The 12,756-nt window shown below is 33.3% G+C and carries 8 protein-coding genes and 1 riboswitch; of the genes, 2 read left to right on the top strand and 6 right to left on the bottom strand.

Annotation, left to right across the window (positions count from 1 at the left end):
• Positions 1 to 48: 48 nt before the first annotated feature.
• From Q0856_RS14085 to metK, 5 genes are all read right to left on the bottom strand, one after another.
• Positions 49 to 1,209 (bottom strand): aminotransferase class I/II-fold pyridoxal phosphate-dependent enzyme, encoded by a 1,161-nt coding sequence (locus tag Q0856_RS14085; protein WP_298506054.1) that lies wholly within the window; start codon positions 1,207 to 1,209, stop codon positions 49 to 51.
• 4 nt (positions 1,210 to 1,213) lie between these two features.
• Entirely contained in the window at positions 1,214 to 4,600 is a 3,387-nt protein-coding gene (gene thrA, locus Q0856_RS14080; protein WP_298506051.1) for a bifunctional aspartate kinase/homoserine dehydrogenase I, read from the bottom strand.
• A gap of 27 nt (positions 4,601 to 4,627) precedes the next feature.
• Positions 4,628 to 5,905, bottom strand: a complete 1,278-nt coding sequence (locus Q0856_RS14075; protein WP_298506049.1) for an O-acetylhomoserine aminocarboxypropyltransferase/cysteine synthase family protein — start codon at positions 5,903 to 5,905, stop codon at positions 4,628 to 4,630.
• 130 nt (positions 5,906 to 6,035) lie between these two features.
• Positions 6,036 to 6,155: riboswitch (SAM riboswitch) on the bottom strand.
• Positions 6,156 to 6,263: 108 nt separating this feature from the next.
• Positions 6,264 to 8,189: a CocE/NonD family hydrolase gene (locus tag Q0856_RS14070; RefSeq protein ID WP_298506047.1), complete on the bottom strand. Its 1,926-nt coding sequence runs from the start codon at positions 8,187 to 8,189 to the stop codon at positions 6,264 to 6,266.
• An 88-nt stretch (positions 8,190 to 8,277) separates the two neighbouring features.
• Positions 8,278 to 9,534 carry a methionine adenosyltransferase gene (gene metK / locus Q0856_RS14065; RefSeq protein WP_298479428.1) on the bottom strand — a complete coding sequence of 419 codons (1,257 nt, stop codon included), beginning with the start codon at positions 9,532 to 9,534 and terminating at the stop codon, positions 8,278 to 8,280.
• A gap of 879 nt (positions 9,535 to 10,413) precedes the next feature.
• Between metK and Q0856_RS14060 the strand changes: the two genes are divergently transcribed.
• The gene (locus tag Q0856_RS14060; RefSeq protein ID WP_298479431.1) at positions 10,414 to 11,028 is read left to right on the top strand and encodes a deoxynucleoside kinase; all 615 of its coding nucleotides are present in this window, start codon (positions 10,414 to 10,416) and stop codon (positions 11,026 to 11,028) included.
• Positions 11,028 to 11,738 (top strand): dipeptidase PepE, encoded by a 711-nt coding sequence (gene pepE / locus Q0856_RS14055; protein WP_298506044.1) that lies wholly within the window; start codon positions 11,028 to 11,030, stop codon positions 11,736 to 11,738. The genes Q0856_RS14060 and pepE overlap by 1 nt, the downstream gene beginning before the upstream one ends.
• 3 nt (positions 11,739 to 11,741) lie before the next feature.
• Here the strand turns inward: pepE and Q0856_RS14050 are convergent, their stop codons facing one another.
• Positions 11,742 to 12,740 (bottom strand): phosphatase domain-containing protein, encoded by a 999-nt coding sequence (locus Q0856_RS14050; RefSeq protein WP_298506041.1) that lies wholly within the window; start codon positions 12,738 to 12,740, stop codon positions 11,742 to 11,744.
• Positions 12,741 to 12,756: the final 16 nt, after the last annotated feature.

The raw sequence follows: 12,756 nt of genomic DNA, 5'->3' as shown, positions 1-12,756 counted from the left end.
TGCGAGTCATATACTATACTATTTTAATAGACTAAATACCCCAGTACATTATCCAAGCGCCTGCTCAATATCGGCTATAATATCATCAATATGTTCTAACCCCACAGATACACGTACAGAACCATCGGTTATGCCAGATTCTAAACGATCCTCAACAGAAAGCTTACTGTGTGTTGTAGAGGCCGGGTGGGTTACAATACTTCGAGAATCTCCAAGATTTGCTGATAGGGAAAGCATCTTAATACTATCAAAAAACTTTTTACCTGCCTTTAGTCCTCCTTTTACCTCAAAAGCAACAATACTACCTCCTGCTTTCATTTGCTTTTTGGCAACCGTATACATTGGATGCGATTTTAAAAAAGGATATTTTACCCAACTTACTTTGGGGTGCCCCTCTAAAAATTCTGCCAATTTCAATGCATTTTCGCAATGACGGTCTACACGTATTGCCAAAGTTTCTAAACTCTTAGTTAATACCCAGGCGTTAAATGGAGACAATGCCGGCCCTGTGATTCTTGCAAAGCGGTATACCTTATCTACTAAATCTGCACTACCTACAGTTACTCCTGCTAAAACTCTGCCTTGCCCATCCATTAATTTGGTTCCAGAATGTATCACTAAATCTGCACCAAATTTTATAGGTTGCTGTAAATATGGGCTTGCAAAACAGTTATCTACAATAAAAATTAACTTATGCTTTTTGGCTATTTCCCCTAACTTCTCTAAGTCTAAAACATCTACTCCTGGATTGGTAGGTGATTCTGCATAAATAATTTTAGTTTTAGACGTAATCATTTTCTCTGCTGCATCCAAATCATCAATAGGAAAATAACTACTTGTTACCCCCCACTTTGGCAAAAACTTAGTAAACAATGTATGTGTGGATCCAAATATACTTCTAGCAGAAAGAATATGATCACCCGTATCCACTAACGCTGCTAGGGTTGAAAATACTGCTGCCATACCAGAAGCAAATGCGAATCCGCTTTCCGCGCCTTCCATCTTGCAAATTTTTTCTATAAATTCATTCGAAGTAGGGTTAGAATATCTAGAATAAATATTGCGCTCTTTTTCTTCTGCGAAAGAAGCTCTCATATCCTCCGCATCCTCAAACACAAAACTAGATGTTAGATACATTGGGGTAGAATGTTCTAAAAACTGAGAACGTTCCGTTTGTGTTCTTATCGCTTCTGTTTCAAATTTTTTCATCTAACTAATTCTTTTCTACAATTCTTAAAATATCACCAAAAACGCCTCTTGCTGTTACTGCTGCTCCTGCTCCTGCTCCTTGGATAACCAATGGATTTTCTCCATAGGATTCTGTGTAAATTTCTATAATAGAATCCGACCCTTTTATTTGCCCTAAAGCACTTTCTTTAGGAACAGAGATTAACTTTACATCTAAAACTCCTTTTTCTTCTTGAAGGTTTCCATGCAAATCTCCCACATAACGTAATACGTGATCCGGTTTTTGATTTTTCTTTATCTGATTAAACGTCTCATCTAACATATCCAGATTATCTAAAAAGTGTTTCGTATCTCCACTTTGTAATAATTCTGGTATAAGATTCTGAATTTTAACATCGGTAAATTCATTACTCAACTCTAATTCTCTTGCTAAAATCAACAATTTTCTACCTACATCATTCCCTGACAAATCTTCTCTAGGATCCGGCTCTGTAAATCCTTTTTTCATAGCATCTATTAAAATTGCCGAAAAAGGAACATTTACCTCTGAAAAAGTATTGAATATATAACTTAATGAACCCGAAAAAACACCTTTAATTCTGGTTATATTTTCTCCAGACAAATGCAATAGTTTAATAGTATCTATTAATGGTAAACCTGCACCTACATTAGTCTCATATAAATATTGTTTTTGATTTTTAACTAACTCTTCTCTTAAAAGCTGGTAATAATCAAAACCTAAAGTATTTGCTATTTTGTTTGACGAAACAATGTCGAATCCATTTTCTACAAAATCAAAATAATACGCTACAAAATCTTCACTCGCGGTATTATCTACTACTATTAAATTTTCTAAATGATGCCTCTTAGCAAAATCAAAAATGGTATCTATGGTATACGCTTCCCCTTTTTCATTGATTAAGGATTTCCAATTTTTAGAAACTCCTTTTTTATTTAAAAGCACTTTTTTAGAATTTGCGACAGCAAACACTCTAAGATCTAGCCCTTTCCTTTTGTCAATATTTTTAGCAGATTTTAATATTTGATCTACCAATGTACCTCCGACATTTCCATGTCCAAAAACAGCAATATTCACTTTCTTACTTATTCCAAAAACCTGACTATGCATTACGTTCAATGCCTTATGCAAATCTGTTTTCTTTACAACCAAACTCACATTTTTACCAGTAACTGTATTATTAAACAACAATGGAATAATCTGATTCTTTATTAAAGAATTGTATGGTTTATGAAACGAACTTAAATCTTGCCCAACTATAGATATAACCGAAACATCCCGAACTACTGTAATTCTATTTACATCCTTAGAGGTATAATCATGTGTAAACTCTCTGTCTAATGCCTGCTTTGCTTTTTGAGCTATATCTGCATCTACCACTAGCCCTATTCCCCTCTCTGAAGAACCTTGCGAAATAATACTTACACTAATATTACTATCTCCTAAAGCTTTAAAAATACGAGCATCTACTCCTACCTTGCCTAACAAACCTCTTCCTTCTAAGTTTATTAAAGCTACTTTTTCTATTACCGAGATAGATTTTATTCCTTCTTTACTAGTTTTAGCACTTATTAGAGTCCCTTCATTGCCACTATTAAAGGTATTTAAAATACGTAAAGGAATATTCTTCTCTATTAACGGAATAATAGTTTTTGCATGTAAAATAGTTGCCCCAAAATTTGCCAATTCATTAGCCTCACTATAAGAAAGTTCTGAAATTCGTTTAGCATCATCCACAAAATCTGGATTCGCCGTAAAAATACCATCTACATGCGTATAATTTTGAAGCTCTCCTGCATCTAAAAAATTAGCCAATAAAGCAGCGGAATAATTACTGCCATTTCTTCCTAGTGTTGTAGTTTGCCCATCTAAAGTAGACGCTATAAAACCTGTAAACACGGGCACTGTTCCTTTAGGCAATAAAGCAAATTCCCGTACCACATTTTCTTTAGAAATAGCTTCTAACACACTGGCATCCCCAAAATTATCATCTGTCTTGATTAAATCTCTAGAATCCATCAATTGAGCTTTCACTCCTTTCCCTATAAGTAATTTTGTAATAAGCTTGGCCGAAATTAACTCCCCATATGCCAATACCTGATCCTTAATTTTTACACTATAATCCCCTAACAAGGCAACCCCCTCATACAACTGAAATAAACCGGCAAATTCTTTAGAAAGATTTACATTTTTATAAGTATGTGTCTGATATTTTTCAAAAGCTTCAAAATCTTTTGCATAATTTTTTCCTGCTGCTGCTTTATCCAATATAAGCTCTAGTTGATCTGTTGCCTTTTCTCTAGCAGAGAGTACAACCGCAATATTTTCTCCTTCTTTTACCTTATTAGAAACAATATTTAAAACATAACCCAAACCTTCTCCGTTACTCAAAGATTTACCTCCAAACTTTAATACTTTAACCTTTGATGTCTCCTCTTCCAAATTAAAAATTCCGTGTAGCAATTTTTGAACTTGATCAAACTCTAATAAAAAAGCATCATGCCCATGTAAAGATTGTATTTCTCCATAGGTTACATTATTATTAGCTTGCGCTATCTGCTTAAAAGTTTCCCTATTTTCTTTAGCAGTAAAAAACAAATCAGAATCTACTCCTATAATATGAATATTAGTTTCGCTATTTTGTAAAACCGCAAAGGCTTTCTCCTGTCCTTTAGTTATATCAATAGTTTTAAGAAGTTGGTTCATTAATTTATAGGCCGATAATTGAAATCTTTCTTTCAATTTTTCTCCATGATGTGTTAACCAACTTTCTACATTAAAAACCTTTAATTCTTCATTAGTACTCCTATTAAAGCGCTCATTAAAAGACTCTGGCGTTCTATAACACAACATAGCATGCATACGAGCATCATGAACAGGCTGCTTAGAATTAACCAAAAATTGCTCTTGTATTTGACAATTGCCAATAAGCCAATCTGTAGATTTCCAATCCGAAGCTACAGGAATTAAATGCTCCGTTAAACTGGGATTAAGCGCAGCCATTTCCCAAGCAATACCACCGCCCATAGAGCCTCCAATTACAGCATATAGCTTATGGACATCAAGAGCTTCTAGACCTTCCAAAAATATTCTAGCAACATCCCTTGCTATAAAATCTTTATAATTTTCTATTACAAAACCATCATAACCATTACCAGGAACATTAAATGCTAGAATAGTGTATTTATTAGTATCTATACACTTCCCTTCCCCAACAATAGCGGACCACCAGCCATCTTTTCCTGTAACATTAGAATTACCTGTTAAGGCATGATTTACTAATACTATTGGCGCTTTATGCAATGGTTGACCAAATAATTGATAGGATAGTGATATGTCTTGAGACACACCGCTATATGTTTTATAATTAGTAATAGTAAGATGATGTAACATCTGATATTTTTTAATATAATTAATACTTTAGCTTATAGCGGCAAAAGCTTGCTCTAGATCGGCTTTTAAATCGGATATATCTTCCAAACCTACAGACAAACGAATTAAATCTTGTCCTACTCCTGCATCCGCTTGTTGTTCTACTGTTAACTGTTGATGTGTAGTACTTGCTGGATGAATAATTAAAGATTTTGTGTCTCCAATATTAGCCAGTAACGAAAAGACCTTAGTAGCATCTGTTACTTTTTTGGCTGCTTCAAACCCTCCTTTTATTCCAAAAGTCACTAATCCACTTTGTCCTTTGGGCAAGTATTCTTTAGCTAATTCATTGTACGTACTACTTTTTAAACCAGGGTAATTTACCCATGCAACCTCATCTCTACCCTCTAACCAAGTTGCCAATTCTAAAGCATTAGCACTATGTTGCTTTATTCTAACATTTAACGTTTCTAACCCTTGAATAATCTGAAATGCGTTATACGGACTTAATGCCCCTCCAAAATCTCTTAATCCTTCTAAAATTAGTTTAAAAGTAAATGCTGCAGCCCCTAATGCTTCGCTATACACTAATCCGTGGTAACCGGCAGAAGGTTCTGTAAACTCCGGAAACTTACCATTAGTCCAATCAAAAGTACCAGCGTCTATTATTGCTCCTCCTAAAGAAGTTCCTTGCCCACCGATATATTTAGTTAAAGAATGAATTACCAGGTTAGCTCCATGCTCTATCGGATTTAACAATGCCGGAGTAGCTACTGTATTATCGACAATAAATGGAACTTGAGCGGCTTTTGCTTGTTTAGAAATTGCTTTTAAATCTAGCACATCTAATTTCGGATTTCCTAAAGATTCTACGAAAAATGCTCTTGTATTATCTTGTACTGCTTTCCCGAAATTTTCTGAATCCGATGCATCTACAAAAGTGGTTGTAATACCTAATCTAGGTAAAGTTACATTCAATAGATTAAAAGTACCACCGTACAAACTGCTAGAAGCTACAATATGATCACCAGCTTTTAACAACGTTAGTAAGCCTGTAGAAATAGCAGAAGTACCTGATGCAAAAACGACAGCACCAACACCACCTTCAACAGCAGCTAACCTATCTTGTAAAATTTGATTTGTTGGGTTATTTAAACGGGTATAAATAAACCCTAGTTCTTTTAATGCAAATAAATTTGCGGCATGATCCGTATCATTAAATACATACGAAGAAGTTTGGTAAATTGGCACAGCTCTGGTTCCTGCAGTTTGCGTTGTATCATGACCAGCATGTAAAGCGTTTGTCGAAATTTTTTGATCACTCATGATTTTTTGATTTTTTAATAGTTGCTAATTAGATTAAAAAATCCAAACTTCACAAAATGCAGACTTTTTGCATTTAAGAAAAATCAAAGAGTTAAAAAGAAAATGGAAAATCGCTATAAAATAGCTTATTTCGTTATCTGCCTTATAAAATCATATTCTGATTTCTGGTAGAATTTAGCACCTTCTTTACTAAAATAAAGGGTTGCTAAGGTTTCAAAGGGTCTAATCCCTCCACCTTTCTTGATAACAATTCAATACGTGTTTGAACTTTTGAGCTACAAATATATATCGGGAAAATTTAATTCCACTACTTTTTTTAATAAAATAACAAATTACCTCCCTAATTTTAAAACCTCAATTATGGCTTTAATATAGAAAATTCTATACTAGAGCCTGTAAATACGGTATGTGTCTGCGTTTTAAAGTCATCCTTTTCTGCTTTAAAAATATTATCTACATAGGTCTGCGGATTTAAATCTATAAGCGGAAACCAAGTACTCTGTACCTGTATTTGTAATTTATGTCCCTTTTTGATTGTATGAAAAACATCTTGAAGTTTAATATTTACTTCTGTTTTTTTGTTTGGAATAAAAGGTTCTGGATTAGAAAAACTATTCCTAAACCTACCTCGTAATACTTCACTACGAACCATCATATGATAATTACTCATTTTTAAATGTTTTTGCATGTCTTCATGTGTCTCTGTATCTGAAGGATGCACATCTATAACCTTTACAATCCAATCTGCCGCTGTCCCTGTAGTTGCCACCTTAAGTTTTGCCAATATATCCCCTGCAAGGGTTAAATCTTTATCCATAACCCCTGTTTCAAAAACTAAAACATCGGAACGACGAGCAGCAAAACGCTGATCATCTGTCATGTACTTTCTTGGAGTAAATACCGATTTTATATCTTCAGAATATGGTACAGGCTTTTTAACATTACTTATAAACCTAATTCTTGTTTCCTTCCCTTTTTCTATACCTAAAACCTCATTATCTAAAAGAAAAAATTCTTGTTTAATAATTTCTTTTGGTGGCCAACTATCATATGTTTTCCAGCTTTTTCTCCCAGAATCGAACACATATGCTTCGGGCAATCCACTATTATGATCCCCTTTGCCTTTTAAAAAGTGATTAAAAAATTTGGTCTCTATTTTTTCTTGAAAAAACTCTGAGATTGAATCCCCAAAATAATAATTTCCTACTATATTTTTTCCTCTTCTTTTAGACCATGCTCCATGATCCCAAGGACCAAAAACAATCGTATTATAATTATCTTTATTATATTTCTCTATGTTTTTATAAGTCTCTAAAGGCCCGTATAAATCTTCGGCATCAAACCAACCACCAACTATCATGGTTGCCACACTAGATTTCACGTTCCTTAAGTGTTGAATTAACCCTCTACTTTGCCATAGTTCATCATAATTAGGATGTTCTTTTAATTCATTCCAAAAGAAATCATCGACCATATTTTTTGTTCCTATTCTAGGAGTATCTTCCGTTTCATACTGAAAAAAAGAATTTAAATTCTTTAAAGGACCTGCATCCAGAAAAAATTGATATTGATCTTCCGATGGTAATTTTGGCAAAGAATACCATGCCGTATCAATAGGCTGATCTCCATTAGGTCTTTTGGTTCCAAAAAGAGATGTAGCCCTAAAATAACTTAACATATACGCTCCGTTATGGTGAAAATCGTCAAAAAAGAAGTCTCCTATGCAAGCCTGAGGAGAAGCTGCTTTTAAAGCCGGGTGCGCATCAACAGTAGCGTAAGTTGAATAATACCCTGGATAAGATATTCCCCATATACCAACTTTACCATTATTATGCTTCACATTATTCACCAACCACTCAATGGTATCATAAGTATCTGAACTTTCATCTACATCTTTATCTGTTTTTTTATTAGGAATATAAGCACGCATATTTTCATAAGACCCCTCACTTAACCACCGTCCACGAACATCTTGGTAAACAAAAATATTTCCTTCTCTCATAAGGTGAATATTTGGTCCAATATTCTTTTTAAACTTCCCTTCTCCATACGGACTAGAACTATATGGAGTTCGCTGCATTAAAATAGGGTAATCTTTAGAAGTATCTTTAGGGGTATAAATGGTAGTATGCAGTGTTGCTCCATCTCGCATTTTTATTTCTACTTCTTGCTTAGAATAGTTATCCTTTACATAAGTATCTTCTTCTGTATTTTTAAGTGTTACAACTTCTTTACAAGACACTACAAATAAGGCTATAATAAATAACCAAACATTACTTTTCATATTTCATTTAATTAGTCGCTTAAATTTACTAAAAACAAAAAAGAACCCGCTAAGGTTCTTCTTTTATAATTTTAAAAAAATAGATGACTTACAAATTAAAAGATGTTTTAACTTCATTTACCATATCTAATTTTTCCCAAGTGAACAACTCTACCTCTTTTTCTACTCTACCATTGTACGGCGACTCGAACACTTTAGTTATAATTTTTGGTTCTTTACCCATATGCCCATAAGCAGCAGATTCTAAATAAATAGGGTTTCTTAATTTTAAACGTTTTTCTATGGCAAATGGACGCATATCGAAAAGTCCAGATACTTTTTCCGCTATAACTCCATCTGTTAAATCTACATTAGCCGTTCCGTAAGTATCTACAAAAATTGAGGTCGGTTCTACTACACCAATTGCATAACTAACTTGTACTAATATTTCATCTGCAACCCCAGCGGCAACTAAATTTTTAGCAATATGTCTTGCCGCGTAAGCCGCGCTTCTATCCACTTTACTTGGGTCTTTACCACTAAAAGCACCTCCTCCATGAGCTCCTTTTCCTCCATAAGTATCCACGATTATCTTGCGACCTGTTAACCCAGTATCTCCATGAGGTCCTCCTATTACAAATTTCCCTGTTGGGTTTATATGATATGTAATTTGATCATCAAATAAAGCTTGCGTATCTACGGGCAATTGCGCCTTAACTCTAGGTATTAAAATAGAAACAATATCTTTTTTAATTTTTGCAAGCATTACCTCATCATCAGCATTAAAAGCATCGTGCTGGGTAGAAACAACTATGGTATCTATACGCTGTGGCACATTATCATTAGAATACTCTATAGTAACTTGAGACTTAGCATCTGGCCTTAAATAATTTATCTCTTTATTTTCTCTTCTTAACTCCGCCAAAACCTGAAGAATTTTATGAGAAATATCCAAAGCCAGTGGCATGTAATTCTCTGTTTCTTTGGTTGCATAACCAAACATCATTCCCTGATCACCAGCTCCTTGTTGCTCTTTTTCCCCTCTATCTACCCCTTGATTAATATCTTGCGATTGCTCATGAATAAGAGAAATTACGCCACAAGAATCTCCACTAAATTGGTATTCTCCTTTTGTATACCCTATTTTATTGATTACCGTTCTAGCTATATTCTGCACATCTAAATAGGTATTACTTTTTACCTCCCCTGCCAATACTACTTGCCCTGTTGTTACAAGAGTTTCACAAGCTACTTTACTTTCTGGGTCAAAAGCTAAAAAACTATCTAATAAGGCATCGCTAATTTGGTCCGCCACTTTATCTGGGTGTCCTTCACTAACAGATTCTGATGTAAATAAATAAGACATAACACTATTTTAATGAGAAAAAACATTCCTGTATAGACCTGTGCTATAATAGATTTAATACTCCAAAGATTAGAGTATTAAAATCTGTTTTTTAGCATTTTTAGAGGTTGCAAGCAGTCAAATCTTTCCTCGTAGATTTAAGATACAAAAGTAGTGCTATTCAAAAATATGTCAAAATAGATTACCAAAATAAATTGCGTAAAAGAGAAAAAGTGCTTTGTTACAAATTCTAAACACTTTAAACTCTAAAGTTATTCGTTTTACTTACAACTCATACTTTGCAGTTTCTATAGTATATCTTGGTTGCACTAAATAGGATACAGTAGCTATATAAAAATCATTAGTACTATCTGTATTTAATAAGCTTGCCCCTTTTATTCCAAATTCCTAAGTATTATCTTTTTTTGAGTAGTTAATTTAGACTTTAAAAAAGTATATGTATTATCTAATCTATTCGCTTTATCTGTATAATTACAATCAGAGGTTGTTATAAAATTTTTAAGAAACGACGATTAAAACCTACTGTATTCAATTTTCTAGAACAACAAACGACGCTTTAGCTTGAAAGTCTTGAGCATAACCGTTATTCTATGTGCTCAACAAGAGCATATTAAGAAGTACATAACTTTTATATTTTAGCTTCAAAGCATAAACTCCACTTTTTGCATAATTAAAGGTTTAACCTATTATAACAAAAATGCCTATTACCTGTAAAAAACTCTATTTTCCATTAACTGTTTTGGCCTATTTATTCTCTATAAGGTGAAATTTATTTTTTTCATCGGATATTTCTCTAAAGATTTTATCTTCCTATTGTTATCTTGTATATTGTGATGCATTATTTTTTCATTAGAAATCTAACCACAAAAACATCTAAAAATGCATATTGCTATCGCAGGAAATATTGGCGCAGGAAAAACAACATTAACCAAGTTACTAGCCAAACATTACCAATGGGAACCTCATTTTGAAGAAGTAGCGGACAACCCATATTTAGATGATTTTTATAATCAAATGGAACGCTGGAGCTTTAATCTACAAATTTATTTTTTAAATAGTAGATATAGACAAATTCTTGAAATCAGAGAAAGCGGAAAAAGTATTATTCAGGATCGTACTATTTATGAAGATGCACATATTTTTGCTCCTAACCTACACGCAATGGGCTTAATGACAAATAGAGACTTTAGCAATTACTCTAGCCTATTTGAGCTTATGGAAACTTTAGTGCAACCACCCGACTTACTCATATATTTAAGGAGTTCTATACCCAACTTGGTTAGTCAAATTCATAAACGAGGAAGAGAATATGAAAATACTATTTCTATTGATTATTTAAGTCGTTTAAACGAGCGTTACGAAGCATGGGCACACAAATACAGTAAGGGTAAATTATTAATTATAGATGTAGATGAATTAGATTTTGTTGATAAACCGGAGGATTTAGGAACAATTATCAATAAAATTGACGCCGAAATTAATGGTCTCTTCTAATGACTAAATGTATACTTGCTAGTACTTCAACCATTCACAACAGTACTTATTTAGAATATCTTTTTGATGCTATAAACGAATTATATAAAGATACCAAAGAAGTGCTTTTTATACCATATGCGAGGCCCAGTGGCATTTCGTACGAAGAATATACTTCCATCGCAAAAAAAGGTTTTAATAAGATTGGAAAAAAACTAATTGGGATTCAAGATTTTAAAGATCCAATAGAAGCAATACAAAAAGCTACCGGAATTTTTACCGGAGGAGGAAATACGTTTGTTCTAGTCTCTACATTATATAGAAAAAACCTGATACAACCTTTACAAGATTCTATATTAAACGGAACACCATATTTAGGAACAAGCGCAGGAAGTAATATTGCTGGTGTTAGTATGAAAACGACGAATGATATGCCCGTTGTGTACACCCCAAGTTTTAAAACTTTAGGGATTGTTCCTTTTAACATTAACGCCCACTATCTAGATCCAGACCCAAATTCTACTCATAAAGGCGAAACTAGAGAAACAAGAATAAAGGAGTTCCATCAATTCAACAAAACACCTGTGGTAGGTCTTAGAGAAGGAAGCTGGATAAGAGTTCAAAACGATATCTGTATTTTAGAAGGAAAATCTTTAACCGCTCGCATTTTTGAGAAAGACAAAGTACCATATGAAGTAGAACCTAAAACCTCTTTACATTATTTAAAGTAGCTTTTAAATAAAACCGCAATCTTTTGCATGCCTAATAGCTTCGTTAGTATTATACACCAACAAAACATCTACCTCCGTGTAATCTTTAAACAATTGCGTAACTCGAGACATTTTTTTCTTATTCTTTACAGATCTTAAGTAAATAGCAGATATTCTATTAGGGTTTTTCGCAACTATGTCTAGATAAATATCGGGGTCATGCTCGCCACAGTCCCCAATTAAAATAAAAGATAACTTTGGATACGTATCTAATATATTCTGAATCTCGTGATACTTATGCGGTATTTTTGGTTTTGGTGTTTTATCAAACAAATGCCTTAAATCTCTAAGTAAAATTGCTCCTTTAGGAAAGTTATTTTTTTTAAGAAAAAAATCTAGATACTTATATAAATTCCACGGACTATTGCTCACATAAAAAATGGGGTTACAATTGTTTTTTAATTTTCCTCTATGCAATTGACTATAAAAATCTGCTGCCCCTTCTAATGCTTTTCTACTCATAACATGAATAAAAAAAGTATTAAAAACTGCCCTCCATTTAAATTTTGAGGCAACACCTGTATGCAAAATAGTATCATCAATATCGCTAATAACACCATATTCCGTATTTGGAAGAGCTACTAGCATTTCTCCTGTAAAAGTATTATTTGCCACTATCTCATTTTTAAAAGCAGCAGGGTTTTCATATTGAATGGTATAATTTAACCATCCATCTTTAGATATATTTTTCGATAAATTTTCCGTAGCTTCATCTACCAAAAAATACCCTTCCGAATCCGTTTTCACATATAACGAAACTTCATTTTTAAGCTCAATTTTCAAAGCAGCATTTTCTATTTCGTCTGTTTCAAATCTTTTCCAAGTATTTACAAATACAGACCACAACCCTTTTTTATGTAAATCTATGTTTTCATCTTCTAGAGCCCTTCCTCTTAAATATAAATCAGTTAAAGTCCCATAGGTTTTAAATGGAATAATTTGTAACTTATCTTTCTTAAACATATTATTTGTTTCCCTA

It is taken from the genome of uncultured Maribacter sp. (assembly GCF_947496775.1).
Lineage (GTDB): Bacteria > Bacteroidota > Bacteroidia > Flavobacteriales > Flavobacteriaceae > Maribacter_B.
Note: the sequence above shows the minus strand (reverse complement) of the source record. Positions and strands in the feature narration are given on the sequence as shown.

Bases quoted from the DNA above. Each gene is read 5' to 3' on its own strand.
- metK (WP_298479428.1), bottom strand. From the start codon at position 9,534: ATGTCTTATTTATTTACATCAGAATCTGTTAGTGAAGGACACCCAGAT.
- Q0856_RS14050 (WP_298506041.1), bottom strand. From the start codon at position 12,740: ATGTTTAAGAAAGATAAGTTACAAATTATTCCATTTAAAACCTATGGG.
- thrA (WP_298506051.1), bottom strand. From the start codon at position 4,600: ATGTTACATCATCTTACTATTACTAATTATAAAACATATAGCGGTGTG.
- Q0856_RS14070 (WP_298506047.1), bottom strand. From the start codon at position 8,189: ATGAAAAGTAATGTTTGGTTATTTATTATAGCCTTATTTGTAGTGTCT.
- Q0856_RS14085 (WP_298506054.1), bottom strand. From the start codon at position 1,209: ATGAAAAAATTTGAAACAGAAGCGATAAGAACACAAACGGAACGTTCT.
- pepE (WP_298506044.1), top strand. From the start codon at position 11,028: ATGACTAAATGTATACTTGCTAGTACTTCAACCATTCACAACAGTACT.
- Q0856_RS14075 (WP_298506049.1), bottom strand. From the start codon at position 5,905: ATGAGTGATCAAAAAATTTCGACAAACGCTTTACATGCTGGTCATGAT.
- Q0856_RS14060 (WP_298479431.1), top strand. From the start codon at position 10,414: ATGCATATTGCTATCGCAGGAAATATTGGCGCAGGAAAAACAACATTA.